Here is a 17,952-nt window from a genome sequence, read left to right on the forward strand (position 1 = left end):
GATTCACTGCGGTTGGAGGTGAATCACATGGGTAAATCTCATTCTGTTGATCTTCGTCAGCGTGTTGTTTCCATGGTCGCTAGCGGCCAATCACGGCGAGCCGCTGCCCGTCATTTCGCAATCAGCGACAGCAGTGCGATCAAGCTGCTGCAACGCCGGGAGCGGACTGGGCTGATAACCCCCGCGCGTCAAGGAAGGCCGCCAGGTGCAGGGAAACTGTCGGCGTTTCGCGATTTCCTGGTCGCACAGGTCGAAGGCAAACCGGATATCACCATGCCAGAGCTTGCCCGTCGCCTTGAGGATGAACATGGATTGGTTATTCCACCATCGTCCCTGTCGCGGTTTTTGATAACGCAGGGATACACATATAAAAAAACAGATAATGGCGTCGGAACGCGCTCGCGCTGATATCCGAAAGGATCGTGATGTCTGGATTTCGAAACGCCAACCCCGGATGCGATTTGAACCGCATCGACTTGTTTTCTTGGACGAAACCTCGGTGAACACAAAGATGGTGAGACTGCGTTGGCGCTCCCCGCGCGGCGAGCGTCTCATCACGGATGCGCCCTTTGGCCACTGGGGGACACAGACATTCATTGCAGGCTTGCGCTGTTTCGGTGTTTCGGTCTTACTGCGCCCTGGATTATTGACAGGCCGATGAACCGGGAAATCTTCGACACCTACATCGAGACCCAGCTTGCGCCGACACTCGAACCAGGCAATGTCGTCATCCTGGATAATCTTCGCGTTCACAAGAGCGATAAAGCCAAAGCCTGCCTCAAGGAAGTTGGTGCGTGGCTCCTGTTTCTGCCGTCTTATTCGCCAGATTTGAACCCGATCGAAATGGCCTTCGCCAAAATTAAGGCCCATCTCCGAGCCGCCGCCGCTCGCACGTTTGACGCACTCTCAAATGCGCTCGGATCCATCTGCAACCTCTTCAACAGCCAAGAATGTCGAAACTATTTTACAGCCGCAGGCTATGGGTTCGATTAAAGGTACGGCGCTCTAAGCAGCAGGCGCCATGTCAAAACGTGATCTTGGCGCTCATTCCGTCTGCGGTCTCTTCAAGCGCAAAGCAGGCGCAGAGCCGCAATTCGCGCAACGATCTTCAGACCCATGGCCGAGGCTCTCCGTTCTCTTGCATTGCGGCGGGGTGGACGATTGTCATTTTGATACAATCCATTCTAACGATGCCGACATCCTGCATCCAGTCAGCGCGGAGTCGAGGTCACCGCGCACGTCGGTCACATCGAGATCAGACTGACACGCGCCGCGTTCTCGAAGAGCGACGAATGCCCTGCCGACACCAGGTCGATGGCGACAACAGGGCCTCCACGCACGACCGTCCTCATCCGCGGTTTTCAGGCCGACCCTAACGATTGTTTCGACTTATCCCGCAGTCGTTGTGCTGATGAAGCAACAGCTTTGCACTGAGCGGAAAGTTGTATATAATAAAGATATAACTTTTGCGTGAAAATTTTTCGCTGGTAAAAGCGCCATGGAACTCTGGGATATCCCTATCATCGTTGCCGGTAATGAAAGTGGCGTGGCGTATACGATTGGCGACAGCCGAGCGGCCATAGACTTCTTGCTGATGCGCTGGCCTTGCACGCTGAACCACAGCTACCAAACCGCCATTTATGTCTGTGGCCGGTCGATAGCCGACAGAAACGAAAACGCGGCGGCTCAGGAAGCCTTCATTGCCGCTCTGTCTGACGCGGATATTGCCTTCGACTTCATGCCCGCGTCATCTCAGGGTGGACAGGCCAAGGCTTAGCTAGTGCCCATCCACAAACGGTAAACCGCTGAAATTATTGTATGAATCGCGATATTGCCGCGGGCAAAGCCCGGCGGTTTCAGGTATACTTTAGATCAAGCGACTGATTCTAAAGACAAACCCGTAACCGCCGGAGCCGACAATGCGCCAAGAACGCACCGTCCAATCCAGTATATTCGATCTTTTTGCCGGGCACGAGATCGGCCGTGAATTGAAGGCGATGTCGCAATGGCTGGATGAGCATCGCGATCTGCTCGGGCTGGTGACGCGGGACCTGCGCCGGCATGGTCTCAAGGAGACCGGTCGCGAGGGGCTGCCGGCCGAGGCTGTGCTGCGCTGCGCGCTGCTCAAGCAGCATCGCCAGCTGAGTTATCAGGAACTGGCCTTCCATCTCGAAGACTCCGCCTCGTTCCGGGCCTTTGCCCGGCTGCCGTGGGGATGGAACCCGAAGAAGTCGGTCTTGCACAAGACGATCAGCGCGATCCGGGCGCAAACCTTTGAAGAGATCAACCGGGTGCTGCTGGCGAGCGCCAAGCGGGAGAAGCTGGAAAATGGCAAGGTCGTGCGTGTGGACAGCACCGTCACCGCGGCACTGATCCATGAGCCGAGCGACAGCAGCCTGTTATGGGACGCCGTGCGGGTGATGGTGCGACTGTTGCAGCAGGCCGAGGCACTGGGTAGCGCCATTCCATGGCACGACCATCGCCGCGCGGCAAAGAAGCGGGCTCGGGCGATCGAATATACCCGCGGCCGTCCCAAACGGGTGAAGCACTACCGCGCACTGCTCAAGATCACGCGCACGACCTTGAGTTATCTGCAGCAGGCGAGCGAACAGTTGCCCCAGACGGCGGGCCCGGCCGGCGAACTGTGGCAGGCCCAGCTCCGCCACTACCGGCCACTGATCGCACGGATCCTCGCCCAGACCGAACGGCGGGTCCTGGCCGGGCAGCCGGTCCCGGCCGGCGAGAAGCTGGTGAGCCTGTTCGAGCCGCATGCCGACATCATCGTCAAGGGCAGCCGCGACGTCGACTACGGCCACAAACTCAATCTGACGACCGGCAGAAGCGGACTGGTCCTCGACCTCGTCGTCGAAACCGGCAACCCGGCCGACAGCGAGCGCTTGCTGCCGATGCTGGAACGCCACATCGCCTTTTATGGCCAGGCGCCGCGTCAGTCGGCAGCCGACGGCGGCTATGCCAGCCGCGCCAATCTGCGCGGAGCCAAAGCCTGCGGCGTCCGCGACATGGCCTTCCACAAGAAGTCCGGCCTCCGCATCGAAGACATGGTCACAAGCCGCTGGGTCTATCGCAGGCTGCGCAACTTCCGCGCCGGCATCGAGGCCGGCATCTCTTGTCTGAAACGCGCTTATGGCTTGGGGCGCTGCACCTGGCGCGGCCTCGACCACTTTAAGGCTTATGTCTGGTCCTCGGTGGTCGCTTACAATCTCGCCCTCTTCGCCCGCCTCAGGCCGACCTGACGCTCCTGATCCGGTAGCGTTCAGAGCAAGCCCGGCGAGCGTCGGCCGATACCCCATGACCCCATTGCCGCCAGATCGCTCTTCGGGCCATAACCTGCGCGGTCTTGTGCCATCACGCGTCCCAAGAAACGATGTCAGCCGGCAAACAACCTTTCAAAACCGCAGAAAAACAGCCGTTTATGGACGGGCACTAGCTAGCGCTGGATCGCACACCTCTCCTGGATGCCCGGCTATGCAAGGCTGCGACGTTCACTGGATGGGCGACGGTATTTGCCTCGGATCAGGCTCATCATGAAATACTCGCAGTCTGCGTCGCGCGCGACGCCAAGATTGAACTCGAATAGGCACTGCGAAATCTCGGGAGTTGTTGTGCGGATGGAGTGAGCGAAACCGATCATCGCTCCATTGGCAAGCGCAAGCAGCGGAGCCTTTGGCAGGCTGAACCTGGACGGCGCTGCTTTCCAACCGCAGCGACGAGCTACACCCGGCCGCAGACTCCGGCTTCAAATGCGGAATTACCGTTTGTCAAAACCCCATGGCTCTGGCGACAATCCACGTCGGAACCCCTGCCGTAAGGGCTGATGCCAGCAATACGGAGACTACCTTGATCACATAAGCCCGACGCCCGCGGGCGTCATCATCCCATTCGTATCTCATCGACCCAACCTCACACCCGGTCCTGAAATTGAACTACTGGTGTGAGGGACAAGTCGAGTCACAATTCTTCAACGTCATTAATAGAGGGTATTCCTGGCGCTATTGGTCTAAGCGCAGACTCTACCCGACCGCATCGAAAACGGCCTTCTTTTCCAAGTCGTTCGGCAGCTCCGCGTCGAGCGGACCGGTGGGTTTGCCGATGTCGAAATGGTTTTCGACGGAACGACGCTCAACCCTGCTGGGTAAGAACCTCAATCGCTACACTGAGATGGAGGTGCCTGGTACTGTCGAATATCTGATCGATGAATTGAAGGAAAAGCGTCACAAGCCGGCTCCTGGCGCAGACCTGCTTCTTCCCAATGTCTACGATGAATTGATGGCCGACGTGATCGATGTGAAGGATCTCCGCAGCGGTGTGAACGGCGGTACCGAATGCGATCATCTCGCGTTTCGCAACAAGGACGTCGACTGGCAGATTTGGATCGCCCGAGGCGAGCACCCTTATCCCTGTCGATATGTGGTCACCGACAAGCAGGTTGACCGGGCACCACGGTACACCATCCAGATCAGGGATTGGAAGACAGGCACTGACGTTGCCGGGCTCGAGGCGGGGGAGGGCCTTGCGATCCCCGGTGTTCATAGTTTTGTCTCGACCGCGGAGGCAAGAGTCGGACGCTGCCTGACGCCGGTCAGCGTAGCCGGCGCGGCGCCCGTCGCGGCGTTGCACTCGAAAAGGCATTGTGAAAAACCATATCCGCCACATCTGGTGACGAGGCGGATATGGGCGACAATGATCCATGCCGCTCGGGAAGCGATCGACTTGCGTCGCAAGCGGCTATGTGTCCGCCGTACTGGCGGTCGAAAGCGCTCCAGGCAAAAAAGGAGGGGGACGGGCTGTTCAACGCCCTACGGCCTCGGCTCCTGTGACACTAACCGTAGAAAGGTCGAAGGTCGTGACAGCAGAAACAGACAAAGGGCAGGGCGCGAAGCAAATGAGGCGCCTGTTCTTCATCGCCCTCGTCGAGCAGCTTCGTGTGGTCTGGCCAATCATGTCCGGGATCATTACGATAATGGTTGGATGTGGGGCTGCAATTTGGCGCATAGAGGATTGGGGGCTCGGCGAAGCTCTCTACTTCACCTTCGTAACAGGGCTCACCATCGGCTATGGCGATTTTACGCCCAAACATTTCTCGGCTCGGGTGCTCGCATTGGTAATCGGTTTTGCGGGGATTGTGTTGACTGGTCTCATTGCAGCGGTCACCGTCAAGGCCCTGAACGCGGCTGATCGGAACACTGCGAAATAAGAAAATTCAAGGCGCGCCAAGTCTTTCTTCCTGCCAGTGGTTGGCCTGGATCTGCCACTTCGTCGCCCGTGTCAGCTGTGAATCTCTAATGCAGAGGATTGGCACATTTGTTGTTTGACGAGCCACCCCCTCGAACAAGCCTTTCGGGGAGAGGCTATGTCAAGAGCGAGTTGTGGTGATGACCGCCACAAGGTCGTCGGGATCGAGCGAGATGCGCGCGACGAACACTTCGAGCTCATCCTCGTTCAAGGCGCCGCATCGGCAAGGGCCGGATCCGGTGCGGACCAGCGCAGGCTCCAATTGACGCTCAATGCCCCGAGGAGCAGATGCCAAGCCTTACGCGCAGTGTGGGTTCTACGCCGCCGCAGCTCGGCGCACATGTACAGGCGGAGATCGCCAAGTGGACACCCTATCGTGCGCGACGCCAAGATTGAACTCGAATAGGCACTGCCCAAATCTCCGTAATTAGGTCGCAACTGCCACCAGAGTCCTCGCTCGTGAGCAAGTAGGATCGCTCGATCCCAAGGAGCGGATGCGTCCTTCGTACGCTACGAGCGGCGGGCAGCCCCATCACGACCGCGGAAATCGCCCAGGCATTCATCCTCGAGACCGAGATTGGAAAAGAGGACGCCAAGCTCGAGCAGATTTGGAAATCGGTTCTCGCAGACCTTCTCGCTAGGGAACCGCGGTGAAAGGTCGACGGTCAGCGTCACCTCGGCTTTGGTCCATCGCTCTCGTGATCTTGGTCGTTCTCATCTTCCAAGTCTTCCTCCAGATCGATATCGGGTGCTTGGAGGACCATGCGTCCGTGGCGGATCGATGTAACTTCGATTTGCTCAATCATAAGAGCTCCAACGATATGAAAATTGCGCAAAGATCAGTGCGGATAGCGGCCGGCGTATGCAGTCGGGAAGTTGCAGCTTCCATGACAGCGTCTCCTATGAAGTGATATTGCAGCCTCACTTTGCCAGAGCGCCGGCTGCTGTTCACTCCCATGGGATCTGATTGTGCAAATCTCTGACGAGCGTTGCCTTGTGGATGGAGCCAGCAAGACCGATCGTGGCTCTATCGGCAAGGCGCGATCAGCGGAGCCTTTGACATGCTGGACCTAGATGCAGTCCGCATCGCACGCCGCTTCTCGCTGAAATGCACGACGTCGCGCCGCGGGCGGCGGAACCCGGAGACTTAACAGCAGTTGATCTACGGGAAGGAGAAATGCCATGTCGTCCCCAGGATCAGACTCCAAAAAATCGATAAAAGGCGCCTCAGAAGCATTGGGCACAGCACCACCGGCGGCGTCCCATTTGCCCCGCGCGGGCGCAGCACCACCCCCCACGCCGGCGGCATCCCATCTGCCCCGTTTGACGCTTGAACAACGATGCTTCCTCGAGGCCTATCGATCCGGCCAAGTGGACGAGGGACAGTTTCAACAGCGCCTAGCTGAAGATCAGGTTCTATCGGATTACGTCCGCAGGATATGCCGCGGTCAGTGATTGCCGCGCAGCGAGGCAAAGGTCCGACCTTTGCATCGAACCGGACTATCCCCTTGCCGTCTCATGGCCTAATGAGCAAGGCAGCGGCGACGATTGCAAGTGTGATGCCTGCGCCGCTTGCTGCTCGGATGCTAAGTCACGCGAGGCTGCGACATTTACTGTATGGGTCTTTACCTCGCATCAGCCCCATTATGAGATCCTCGCCCCCTTCTCTTGCAAGGATACGCCGGCATGGGACCGTTTCGACGCGTTCCTCAGGGTCCGGCTTCAACACATAGAGCCGGTCTTGGCAGGACGAGAATGGCTCGCCTGGACCCTCTCCGTCGCCGACACACTCACGGCGGATGTGCTGCGCCTTGTCGATCGGTTCGACGGGCTGGCGGAACATTCCCGCCTGTCGTGGCCATGTCACACGCGCCACGGCCTTCCGGCCTTCCTAAAGGCACATGCAGACCAGATGGCGCGGCGGCAGAGTAAGCAACATAGAGGCCAAAAGCTGACAGCTGCGAAATCATCGTCTCTTCCGCATTCATAGGCCAGGGGTTTCTCCGTCAGCCGGTACTGGTGCACATCGGCGAGCGCAAACACAGCTCCCGAACTTGAATTCGGCTGCTTTTGATTGTTGCGGTATCACCTGATGAGCGTAACATCAAATGCCCCAACGGAGGGGACGCTGGGGAGATCAAATCTCCCCGTTAGGGAGGACACAAAGATGTCGCTCTTGAACCTCCTATCTCTCGACGACAAGGACATCGACACGGTTACGACCGTGGTCAGGACCTGGTGCGAGAAACATCGTGTCGCATTCGACAGCGAGTGCGGACAGCCCGCCCTGGCGGCGGTAAATCGGGTGATTGCCGGTGAAAAAAACAGCCGAGGCGCTGAACGAGGCTATTACCATCCAGATGCACGTGGCGCAGTACAAGAGCCCGTTCGGTTGAGAGCCAAGGCGCTGCGCCAAGGCACTCCGACCATCATAGCTGCTGCTAAAAAAGGCTGATGTATGAAGAGCAAAGGCGGACATTTCTGTCCACCCTTGCAAAGCTGGCCCATGATGATCAGCTCCCTCGCCACCGCGCCTTTCGTGATAAGCCGCATTGAAATTATACAACGTTAACAAAGCGTCCCAAGCGCTGGAGGAGACGCCGCTTTCTTCAACGAAATCCGCGAGAAGGCGGCCGTTCGCTGCGCGATGGCGAACACGACCACATAGCCGCTATGGCGGGACGTCGGTGATCCGAGGAGTGCGCAACGATCATGAGAAGCCCGCCATATTCGGCGCGCCAAGAAGAACGCATCCGCAGCGCATGGCGATCGAACGCGAGACAAAGCCGAAGCCCGAACTCGCTCAGGCAGCGACGCGCAGTTCGGGCTCGCCATCCTCCACCGCGCCGATGATGCGCGCGGCGGGATAGCCTGCTGCAACGATTTTCCCGAGCAATTCCCTTACCCGATCCTTGCTGCATGAAACGAGAAGCCCCCCGGACGTCTGGGGGTCGGTGAGTATATGGCGTCGCCATATTGGGAGGTCTTCAGGCAGGGAGACGTTCTCACTGTAACTTGCCCAGTTCCGGTGCGATGCGCCAGTCACGAAACCCTGCTCTGCGAGCCCGGCGGCGTGCGCAAGAAAAGCCATGTCCCTGACACTGAGCGATATCCGCTTGTTCGATCCTCGAGCCATCTCAAGGGCGTGACCAAGAATGCCGAAACCGGTGACATCCGTCATGGCATGGACGCCGGTATCTAGAGCAAGGTCTGCTCCGACGCTATTTAGGAGCGTCATCGACGCGATGAGTTCGCCATAGGCGTCCGGTGGCAGCGCACCTTTCTTGAATGCTGCCGAATAGATACCCACGCCGAGTGCTTTCGTCAGGATCAGTGCATCGCCCGGTCTTGCGCCGCTGTTGCGGCGCAAGCTGGAAATCGGGCATGTGCCGACGACCGCCAGGCCGTAGATAGGTTCCGGCGAATCGATCGAATGGCCGCCGGCGACGGGAATGCCGGCCTCTGCGCAGATGGCACTGCCGCCCTTCAATATCTCCCCCACTGTTTCGGTTGGCATTTTGTCGATCGGCATGCCGAGAATGGCAAGCGCCATCAGTGGCCTGCCGCCCATGGCATAAACGTCGGAGATGGCGTTGGTCGCGGCGATGCGGCCGAAGTCGAAAGGATCATCGACCATCGGCATGAAAAAATCGGTGGTCGCGATCAGGCAGGTTTCATCGTCAAGCTGCCAGACAGCGGCATCATCGCCTGTCTCCGTCCCGACGAGCAGCCGGGCAAAGGGAGCGGCAACAGGCTGACCCGCAAGCAGTTGCTGCAGAACCGATGGCGCAAGCTTGCAGCCGCAGCCGCCTCCATGAGCGAGTGCTGTCAGGCGGATGGGCGATGTTGCAGTCGGACTATCCATGATGGCCTCCCATAAAGGTTGCAATTGGACGCTGCCGCCGCTGTCGGTCAGGCAGTAATTTCGCGGGACCGGATCGCGTATTTGAACGCATCCGGATCAAGGCAATCGAGCCTTGCCGACATGATCTCGGCCTGCGGATACATCAGGAAGGCGATTTCCGGTCCGGTTGAACCGGGCAATGCCACATCGCGGCGATCATTGTAGGCAATCCAATTGTCTTCCCAGGCACCGAACAGCGTTTGGCGAGCCGCAACAACCCGGGGATCGGCAGTTCCGAGCCCGCCTTCCGTTTCCTCGAGCATGACCTTGCGGACATCGGCGGGATCGACCGGTACCCAGCCGAATTCTGAGAGATAAACCTCGGCGCGGCAATGCTGTGTTTTGGTGACGATTTCGGTCTTCGTTCCGAGGCTCTGATAGCCGAACTTCGACGGGGCGACCCGCAAGCCATAAACGTCTCGCGCAGGCAGACCCGCGGCGCGGGCGAGCCCGACATAAAGCGGATTGATGTCGGCGCATTTGCCGCCAAGATCGCCGCTCTTCAGCATTGAAACGATATCGCCTGAACCGCAGCCGCGCGTTGCCGCCTTGCGGTAAGTATTCGCAACCACCCAATCATAAATCAGCTTTGCCTTGTCCATCTCGCCGGTCGCGGTGCCGACAATCCTGTCCGAGGTCTCCTTGATGATGCCGTCTATCGGGACGAGTCTCGATCCGGCCAGATATCGCGTGCGTTCGGCAGGACTTAGCGGCTCGGCCTTTTCAGGCTTCGACAGATCGACGGCGCGCTCGCGCGTTGCAACGCGGCTGACCATCTCGACGACAGGAGCGGGCTCGCCGCCTTTCCATTCGACCAGCAACATCTGATCCTTGCCGGCGTCGTCCCGCACGATCCTGGCGCTGGCCGCATTGGTCGTCCAGGTAATGTCGCCCGGCCTGTTCCAATCGCCGGCCCGAAGAACGGGCAGCGGAATCCATGCGCGCGCGGCACTGTCGGCGCGCAAAAGCTCGACACGAGTCGTAATCTCGAACGTTCGCCACGTGGAAGGTCTCGGCGCAAAAGCCATATTTGCAAAGGCTATTTTCGGCAACCCGGCCATTGCCGACAGCGCGGCTGCCGCTTTCAGAAGTTCACGACGACTGATCATCATTCCCTCCCGATTTGAGTTGCCGGTGCCGGCAGCCATCAGCACCTGCGGGCGCTCTTAAGATGCAGGCGTCGAACGTCCGAGACCGCTCGTGCGTGCAGCGGTTCACAGTCTTGTGTCGTAGGAGAATTCCAATGTTGCAGGAAAGAGGTCGAGCACAATCCGAACGGCTCCGCCATTTCCGGCGTGCGGCAACAACCCAATGCGCAATGCCCCGAGACTCGGGAGCGGCAAGCAATCCCATCTGCTTATCATCGTCCCTTTACGGCTGAACGTCAATTTTAGGGCGATCATAGGAGGGTTCAGAAACAGTCAGCCACGGCTCTCGCACAGCTTTGCCGCATGGCACGACGATGACATCATAATTTTGGGCTTCTTATTGATTTGACAATAAAATGTGCTGACCTATTTTTCAACAACGAGTTATATCTCGAACTGTAGAGAATGTCTCCAATTCGCCGGGTTGCCGCGTCGGCAAGGCCGGTTTCAGGGGAGGTATCTGCCATGAACATGGAACTGTCGCGGCGCCAGTTTCTCGCGGTGGCCGGCGCAGGTGTTGCAAGTACGGCGCTCGGAGCTTTTGGCTTTGCAGACGTCGAAGCAGCCCATGCCGAAGCGATCCGCGCTTTCAAGCTCGTAAATACCACCGAAACCCGGAACACCTGTCCATACTGCTCTGTCGCATGCGGCATCATCATGTATTCGAAGGGTGATCTGAAAAAAGGCGAGCAGGCAGAGATCATCCATATCGAGGGCGATACCGACCATCCCACAAATCGCGGTACGCTCTGTCCGAAGGGCGCAGCGCTTTTGCATTTCGTCAAGGCCGAGACGCGTCTGAAGTATCCGATGATGCGCAAGCCCGGGTCGGACAAGTTCGAGCGCATTTCCTGGGATGATGCGCTGAACCGCATCGCGCGACTGATGAAGGACGACCGCGACGCCAATTTCGTCGAACGGAACGCTGCCGGCCTTCCCGTGAACCGGTGGACGACGACCGGCTTCCTCGCCGCGTCTGCGACAACGAATGAGACGGCGTGGGAGACCTATAAGGTTGTGCGCAGCGCCGGAATGCTGGTCTTCGACAATCAGGCGCGTGTCTGACACGGCCCTACGGTAGCCAGTTTGGCTCCAACATTCGGCCGTGGCGCAATGACCAACTCCTGGACCGACATCAAGAACACCGATCTTGTTGTCATCATGGGCGGTAACGCCGCCGAAGCACACCCTTGCGGGTTCAAGTGGGTTACGGAGGCGAAAGCCAATCGCGGCGCAAGGCTGATCGTCGTCGATCCGCGGTTTACCCGTTCGGCCTCGGTCGCCGATCTTTATGCGCCGATCCGGCAGGGAACGGATATCGCTTTCCTCCTCGGCGTCATTAACCACTGCATCGGCAACGACAAGGTGCAGTGGGGCTATGTCAAGGCCTTCACAAACGCGGCTTACATCGTCAAGGACGGCTTCGCCTACAAGGACGGGCTCTTCACCGGGTATGACGAGGCAAAGCGCGGCTATGATATGTCCAGCTGGGATTATGTGATCGGTGACGACGGCTATGCCGTGGTTGACGACACGCTGAATAATCCGCGCTGCGTATGGAACCTCCTAAAGGAACATGTTTCCGCCTATACGCCGGAGATGGTGGAGCGCATCTGCGGCACGCCGAAGGACAAGTTCCTGAAGGTAGCCGAAATGGTTGCGGAATGCTCGTCACCCACCAAGGTGATGACCTCGATGTACGCGCTCGGCTGGACGCAGCATTCCAAGGGCTCGCAGAACATCCGCGCCATGGCGATGCTGCAACTGATCCTCGGCAATATCGGGATGCGCGGCGGCGGTATGAATGCGCTGCGCGGCCACTCCAACATCCAGGGCCTCACGGACGTCGGATTGATGTCGAACCTGTTGCCCGGCTATATGACGCTGCCGAACGAGAAGGAAGTGGATTTCGACACCTACATGTCGACGCGCGGCTTCAAGCCGCTCCGTCCGAACCAGATGAGCTACTGGCAGAACTACAGGAAATTCTTCGTGAGCTTCCTGAAGGCGATGTGGGGTTCGGCGGCGACGCCGGAAAACACGTTCGCCTACGACTGGCTGCCGAAGCTCGACGTGCCCGGCTATGACGTCCTGCGTGCTTTCGAACTCATGAACCAGGGCAAGATGACGGGCTATATTTGCCAAGGGTTCAATCCGCTTCTCGCTATTCCAAACCGGGCGAAGGCGACCGCGTCCCTGTCGAAGCTCAAATTTCTCGTCACAATGGATCCGCTGGACACCGAAACTGCACGATTCTGGGAGAATCACGGCGAGTTCAACGATGTCGATTCTTCGCAGATCCACACGGAGGTCATCCAATTGCCTTCGACCTGCTTTGCCGAAGATGAGGGTTCGCTGACGAATTCCAGCCGTTGGCTGCAGTGGCACTGGCCGGGGGGCACGCCTCCTGGCGAAGCCAAGACCGACAACTGGATCATGGCGCAGATCCACGTGCGCCTGAAGGAGCTCTACCGCAAGGAAGGTGGGAAATTCCCCGATCCGATCATCAATCTCGATTGGGCATACGCCGATCCGGGCGAACCGGCCGCGGAGGAACTCGCCAAGGAGATCAACGGGCGGGCGCTTGCCACCGTGTACGACACGGCAGATCCTGCCAAGGTTGTGGCCGAGGCAGGCAAGTTGGTGCCGAGCTTTGCCGCACTGCGCGACGACGGCTCGACGTCCTCAGCATGCTGGATCTATTCCGGCTGCTTCAACGAGAACGGAAACAACATGGCCCGGCGCGACACGTCGGACCCGGACGAGACCGGCGCCTATCTGAAATGGGCGTTCTCCTGGCCTGTCAACCGCCGTATTCTCTATAACCGAGCATCGGCAGACCTGTCCGGCAAGGCATGGGATCCGAGCCGCAAGCTGATCGAATGGGATGGTGCAAAGTGGTCGGGTTATGATGTGCCGGACATCGCGCCGACGGCCAAGCCTGCCGATGTCGGGCCGTTCATCATGAACCCGGAAGGCGTCTCTCGCCTTTTCACCAGGACGATGATGCGCGACGGGCCGTTCCCAGCTCACTACGAGCCATTCGAATCGCCCGTTGCCAATCTTGTTGCCCCGGCAGTGCGCGGCAATCCCGCGGCGCGGGTGTTTGAGGACGATTTCAAGCAATTTGCCGAGCCAGCCTCCAAGGAGTTTCCGTATGCGGCGACGTCTTATCGCCTCACCGAGCATTTCCACTACTGGACGAAGCATGTGTGGGTGAATGCCGTGCTGCAGCCGGAATTCTTCGTCGAGATATCGGAGGAGCTCGCGGTGGAAAAAGGCATCGCCAAAGGCGGCTGGGTGCGCGTCTGGTCCAAGCGCGGCTCCGTCAAGGCCAAGGCGGTCGTGACCAAGCGGATCAAGCCCTTGATATGCGACGGCAAGCCCGTCCATGTCGTGGGCATCCCATTGCATTGGGGCTTTACCGGCGCCGCGAAAAAAGGTTTCGGTCCAAATTCGCTGACACCTTTCGTCGGCGACGCAAACATAGAGACGCCTGAATACAAGGCGTTCCTGGTCAACATAGAGCCCATCGCCGGGCCGGTGGCATAGGAGACGGCAGCCATGTTCCGTCCTGTTCCAAATCCCACTGTTGCGCCTGAGAGCCCTAGATTCGGCGAGCGGGATCTCATCCGCCGTTCGGCCTCAAGCGTGACGCCGCCGGCAGAGCGCCAGACCGAGGTGGCGAAGCTGATCGATGTCTCCAAATGCATCGGCTGCAAGGCCTGCCAGTCGGCCTGCATTGTGTGGAACGACACGCACCCGGAGATCGGCGTCAACACTGGCGTCTACGATAATCCGCATGACCTGACACCTGACATGTTCACGCTCATGCGCTTCACCGAATGGGAAAATCCCGAGACTAACAATCTGGAATGGCTGATCCGCAAAGACGGCTGTATGCATTGCGAAGATCCAGGCTGCCTCAAGGCCTGCCCGGCGCCAGGCGCAATCGTGCAATATTCGAACGGCATCGTCGATTTCGTCCACGAAAACTGCATTGGTTGCGGCTACTGCATCAGAGGATGCCCGTTCAATATTCCGCGTATCTCCCAGGTCGATCACACCGCCTACAAATGCACGCTCTGCTCCGACCGCATCGCCGTCGGCCAAGGTCCCGCCTGCGCCAAGGCCTGTCCGACGCAGGCCATTGTCTTCGGCACGAAGGAGGAAATGAAGCAGCACGCAGAAGGGCGGATCACCGATCTCAAGTCCCGCGGCTATGCCAATGCCGGCCTTTATGATCCGCCCGGCGTCGGCGGCACACATGTCATGTACGTGCTGCACCACGCCGACCAGCCGGAAATTTATGCCGATCTGCCGAATAATCCGAGGATAAGCCCGGTCGTCGAGGCCTGGAAGGGGGTCACGAAATATGCCGGGCTCGCTGTCATGGGTGTGGCAGCCGTCACCGGCCTCGTTCATTATCTGGTCAACGGACCAAACCAGGTTTCCGAGGAGGACGAAGAGGCGGCGGAGAGACTGACGGGAGACGGTTCCTCATGAGCTCGAACACAAACGACGATATGGCAAAAGGCGACAGCGTCCACCCCGGTAAGCCCGTCACGGTCGATCGCTATACCGCAGGAGCAAGGATCAACCACTGGATCACGGCGGCAAGCCTCGTGCTCTTGGCGCTCTCCGGCATGGCGCTGTTCCATCCGAGCCTGTTCTTCCTGACCGCGCTCTTCGGCGGCGGTCCCTTGACGCGCATCATTCATCCATGGATTGGCGTTGTTCTCTTCTTCAGTTTTCTCGGCCTTTTCCTGCGTTTCTGGAAAGCCAACCTTTGGAGGCGGGAAGACAGCAACTGGCTCGCGCACGGCCGCGATGTTCTGGCCGGCCATGAGGAGCGCGCGCCGGAGGTCGGTAAATACAATGCCGGTCAAAAGGTCGTGTTCTGGTCAATGTCGATCTTGATCATCGTCCTGATAACAACGGGCACCACAATCTGGGACCAATACTTTGCCGGCTATACCACGATCGAGCTGAAGCGATGGGCGGTCTTGTCGCATTCAATCGCAGCCGTCGTCATCATCAATGTGTGGATCATTCATGTCTATTCAGCCTTGTGGGTACGCGGTACGATACGGGCAATGACGCGCGGCTCTGTGACAGGTGGGTGGGCGTGGCGGCATCATCGCAAATGGCTGCGTGAACTGGTCACCAGGTCAACAGGGAAAAAATCGGGGGGTACGCCCGCCGAATGACCGGGCGTTACGGTCTGCATCACGTGGCCCGTGCGGTTCGTGAGGGAGTGTCATGAAAGGCAAAAGCGCGGTTGTGCCGGATCCAACGGCAATTGGAGACGTATCATCGCCACCGTTTGCGCGTCTTCCAGATCCCGCTTTACTCTTTTTGGCCAGGTCGAAACGTCTACGTCAGTTGGCTGAAGTCAGCATCCTGGCGCCATACCTGGTTTTCCTCGCGCAGCTCTTTGAGGCCCAACACCATATCCAAGCGGATCTGCCCCTTCCGGAACATCCGGATCCCGAGTCGATCAAGCGTGTGCGGGAGTTTGAAATGCCGCCGCTCGACCGCGACACGATAGAAGTCGACGGAACGATCAGCGCGATATTCGACGGCCTCTTTGCGGCTGTCGATACCATCGAAAAACCGGCTGCTGCCGCCGAGGCGCTTGGCCGCGTCACCAGGACCGATGCCGGACAACGCATGTCCATGGCGCGAGCCGTATTCTCCGGCGCGTTGCCGGCGGATGCGATTGCCGAGCATGTGTTCGTCTGGGCTGCACTTCAGGTGCATTTTGCTCGGCTCGCGTCAGTTCTCGACGCGGCAATGCTGGTGCCTGTGGCCGATGGCCTGTGTCCTGCATGTGGCAGCGGGCCGGTGTCGTCCATGGTCGTCGGCTGGCCGGGCTCGCATGGCGCAAGGTACTGCTCATGTTCGCTTTGCGGAACATTGTGGCACTATGTCCGGGTCAAATGCACACTTTGCGGCTCCACCAAAGGGATCGGCTATCAGGAGATAGAAGGGCAGGGCGGGGCCGTCAAAGCCGAAACCTGTGATGAATGCCAGGGCTGGTCGAAGATAATCTATCAGAACACAGAGCCGGCGGCCGATCCGGTCGCCGACGATGTGGCAAGTCTCAATCTGGACCTTCTGATGCGCGAAGGCCCGTATCGCCGGGGTGGATTTGCGCCGCTTCTGGCCGGCTTTTGAGGTGGGAGAGATGGACGCCAGTGCTAACCTGCGGGAGATTTCATCGGTCGACCAAATCCTGAAAACGGCTCCTGCTGGCGCCGCGATCGAATGTTTCGGGCGAATCGCGGTCACGCAGGCCATTCGAGCTATCCTTTGTGAAACGAGGGAGAAGGTACGCCAGGGAAAGGACGTCCCATCGCGCGAGGAAATTGCGGCGGCGGCGTTTTCGAGGCTCGACGCCAACGACCGCCCGATGCTTCGCTCCGTCTTCAACCTGACCGGGACGGTCCTCCATACCAATCTGGGCAGGGCCATCCTCGCGGAAGCAGCAGTCGATGCCGCGGCAGCGGCTATGCGCGAGGCTGTCGCGCTCGAATTCGATCTTAACAACGGCAAGCGCGGCGAACGGGATGATCATCTGCGCGCGCTGATCTGCGAATTGACGGGCGCCGAAGATGCAACCGTCGTCAACAATAATGCTGCGGCCGTCCTTCTGGTGCTGAACAGCCTGGCGGCCGACAGGGAAGCCATCGTCTCGCGGGGCGAACTGATCGAAATCGGCGGGGCCTTCCGCATGCCGGACATCATGGAGCGCGCGGGTGTCCGTCTTGTCGAGGTCGGCACCACGAACCGCACCCATGCCAGGGACTACAGGGATGCCATCGGCCCCGATACGGGCTTGATACTGAAGGTCCACACGTCGAACTATCGAATAGAGGGTTTTACCAAAGAGGTCGGAGCGCGCGAACTTTCGGGGATCGCCCACGACAAGGGCGTGCCGCTGATCAACGATCTCGGTTCCGGTACCCTGGTCGATCTGGTCCGTTTTGGGCTCGCATACGAACCCACCGTTCGCGAGGCGATCTGCGAGGGTGCCGATGTCGTCACCTTTTCAGGCGACAAGCTTCTCGGCGGGCCACAGGCCGGCTTCATCGTCGGGCGCCGGACACTCATCGAGACGATCAACAAGAACCCGATGAAACGCGCGCTGCGGGTCGATAAGATAAGGTTGGCCGCTCTCGAAGCGACACTGAAACTTTATCGCGATCCGGAGCGCCTGGGCGAGCGCCTCCCCGTCATGCGACTGCTCACACGTTCTCAGCTTGAAATCAAGACGCAGGCGGAACGGCTGGCACCTGTCGTCAAGGGCCTGCTGAAGGCCGCTGTCCACGTATCTGTCGTTGCTTGCGAAAGCCAGATCGGCTCCGGCGCCCTGCCGCTGTCCTGCGTGCCCAGCGCGGGGCTTGCGCTGACGCCGATCGAAGGCAGCGGCAGCGCGCTCGCAGAACTGACGTCTTCGTTCAGACGGCTGCCGATCCCGGTCATTGGTCGAATCGAACGCGGATCGCTGGTGCTGGATCTGCGCTGTCTCGAAGATGAGGAGAGTTTTGCGGCTAATTTGATGAGCCTCCCCGCCGGTCAGGGGAGGGTCTGATGAACCTTTTTAGCCGCTTCCTGCGAAAGCCAGCCGGGAATGCAGTCCGC

Annotated in this window: 11 protein-coding genes and 2 pseudogenes; 11 read left to right on the forward strand and 2 right to left on the reverse strand. The window is 59.1% G+C overall.

Annotated features, from left to right (window positions below; genetic code table 11):
* Window positions 1-27 precede the first annotated feature (27 nt).
* From WGT02_RS24120 to WGT02_RS24145, 6 genes and pseudogenes are all read left to right on the forward strand, one after another.
* A pseudogene (locus WGT02_RS24120) lies at window positions 28-993 on the forward strand (IS630 family transposase).
* 505 nt (window positions 994-1,498) lie between these two features.
* Complete coding sequence (locus tag WGT02_RS24125; protein WP_024318711.1) at window positions 1,499-1,777, forward strand: DUF982 domain-containing protein; 279 nt, start codon at window positions 1,499-1,501, stop codon at window positions 1,775-1,777.
* 142 nt (window positions 1,778-1,919) lie between these two features.
* Window positions 1,920-3,254: an ISNCY family transposase gene (locus tag WGT02_RS24130; RefSeq protein WP_208246032.1), complete on the forward strand. Its 1,335-nt coding sequence runs from the start codon at window positions 1,920-1,922 to the stop codon at window positions 3,252-3,254.
* A gap of 822 nt (window positions 3,255-4,076) precedes the next feature.
* Window positions 4,077-4,506: pseudogene (locus WGT02_RS24135) on the forward strand (DUF2092 domain-containing protein); the annotation flags it as partial.
* A gap of 397 nt (window positions 4,507-4,903) precedes the next feature.
* Window positions 4,904-5,215 carry a potassium channel family protein gene (locus WGT02_RS24140; protein ID WP_024318710.1) on the forward strand — a complete coding sequence of 104 codons (312 nt, stop codon included), beginning with the start codon at window positions 4,904-4,906 and terminating at the stop codon, window positions 5,213-5,215.
* 2,205 nt (window positions 5,216-7,420) lie between these two features.
* Window positions 7,421-7,708: a hypothetical protein gene (locus WGT02_RS24145; RefSeq protein ID WP_208247107.1), complete on the forward strand. Its 288-nt coding sequence runs from the start codon at window positions 7,421-7,423 to the stop codon at window positions 7,706-7,708.
* A gap of 348 nt (window positions 7,709-8,056) precedes the next feature.
* Here WGT02_RS24145 and selD read toward each other — a convergent pair whose 3' ends face one another.
* A complete protein-coding gene (selD, locus tag WGT02_RS24150; RefSeq protein ID WP_208247109.1) occupies window positions 8,057-9,118 on the reverse strand; it encodes a selenide, water dikinase SelD in 1,062 nt (353 codons plus the stop codon).
* Window positions 9,119-9,165: 47 nt separating this feature from the next.
* On the reverse strand, window positions 9,166-10,263 hold the full coding sequence (locus tag WGT02_RS24155; RefSeq protein WP_208247911.1) for a transglutaminase-like domain-containing protein: 1,098 nt from the start codon (window positions 10,261-10,263) through the stop codon (window positions 9,166-9,168).
* A 507-nt stretch (window positions 10,264-10,770) separates the two neighbouring features.
* Between WGT02_RS24155 and fdnG the strand changes: the two genes are divergently transcribed.
* The 5 genes from fdnG to selA are packed head-to-tail and all read left to right on the forward strand — an operon-like array spanning window position 10,771 to window position 17,902.
* Window positions 10,771-13,857: a formate dehydrogenase-N subunit alpha gene (gene fdnG / locus WGT02_RS24160; RefSeq protein ID WP_208247111.1), complete on the forward strand. Its 3,087-nt coding sequence runs from the start codon at window positions 10,771-10,773 to the stop codon at window positions 13,855-13,857.
* Window positions 13,858-13,869: 12 nt separating this feature from the next.
* Window positions 13,870-14,811 carry a formate dehydrogenase subunit beta gene (gene fdxH, locus WGT02_RS24165; RefSeq protein WP_208247113.1) on the forward strand — a complete coding sequence of 314 codons (942 nt, stop codon included), beginning with the start codon at window positions 13,870-13,872 and terminating at the stop codon, window positions 14,809-14,811.
* Window positions 14,808-15,515, forward strand: a complete 708-nt coding sequence (locus tag WGT02_RS24170) for a formate dehydrogenase subunit gamma (RefSeq protein ID WP_024315544.1) — start codon at window positions 14,808-14,810, stop codon at window positions 15,513-15,515. The genes fdxH and WGT02_RS24170 overlap by 4 nt, the downstream gene beginning before the upstream one ends.
* A 52-nt stretch (window positions 15,516-15,567) precedes the next feature.
* Window positions 15,568-16,485, forward strand: coding sequence for a formate dehydrogenase accessory protein FdhE (gene fdhE / locus WGT02_RS24175; RefSeq protein WP_024315543.1), 918 nt, complete (start codon window positions 15,568-15,570; stop codon window positions 16,483-16,485).
* 10 nt (window positions 16,486-16,495) lie between these two features.
* Window positions 16,496-17,902, forward strand: a complete 1,407-nt coding sequence (gene selA, locus WGT02_RS24180; protein ID WP_024315542.1) for an L-seryl-tRNA(Sec) selenium transferase — start codon at window positions 16,496-16,498, stop codon at window positions 17,900-17,902.
* The last annotated feature ends 50 nt before the right edge of the window (window positions 17,903-17,952 follow it).

Source organism: Rhizobium sp. T1470, from assembly GCF_042140505.1.
GTDB lineage: Bacteria > Pseudomonadota > Alphaproteobacteria > Rhizobiales > Rhizobiaceae > Rhizobium > Rhizobium favelukesii.

Bases quoted from the DNA above. Each gene is read 5' to 3' on its own strand.
- WGT02_RS24125 (WP_024318711.1), top strand. From the start codon at position 1,499: ATGGAACTCTGGGATATCCCTATCATCGTTGCCGGTAATGAAAGTGGC.
- WGT02_RS24130 (WP_208246032.1), top strand. From the start codon at position 1,920: ATGCGCCAAGAACGCACCGTCCAATCCAGTATATTCGATCTTTTTGCC.
- WGT02_RS24140 (WP_024318710.1), top strand. From the start codon at position 4,904: ATGAGGCGCCTGTTCTTCATCGCCCTCGTCGAGCAGCTTCGTGTGGTC.
- WGT02_RS24145 (WP_208247107.1), top strand. From the start codon at position 7,421: ATGTCGCTCTTGAACCTCCTATCTCTCGACGACAAGGACATCGACACG.
- selD (WP_208247109.1), bottom strand. From the start codon at position 9,118: ATGGATAGTCCGACTGCAACATCGCCCATCCGCCTGACAGCACTCGCT.
- fdxH (WP_208247113.1), top strand. From the start codon at position 13,870: ATGTTCCGTCCTGTTCCAAATCCCACTGTTGCGCCTGAGAGCCCTAGA.
- WGT02_RS24170 (WP_024315544.1), top strand. From the start codon at position 14,808: ATGAGCTCGAACACAAACGACGATATGGCAAAAGGCGACAGCGTCCAC.
- fdhE (WP_024315543.1), top strand. From the start codon at position 15,568: ATGAAAGGCAAAAGCGCGGTTGTGCCGGATCCAACGGCAATTGGAGAC.
- selA (WP_024315542.1), top strand. From the start codon at position 16,496: ATGGACGCCAGTGCTAACCTGCGGGAGATTTCATCGGTCGACCAAATC.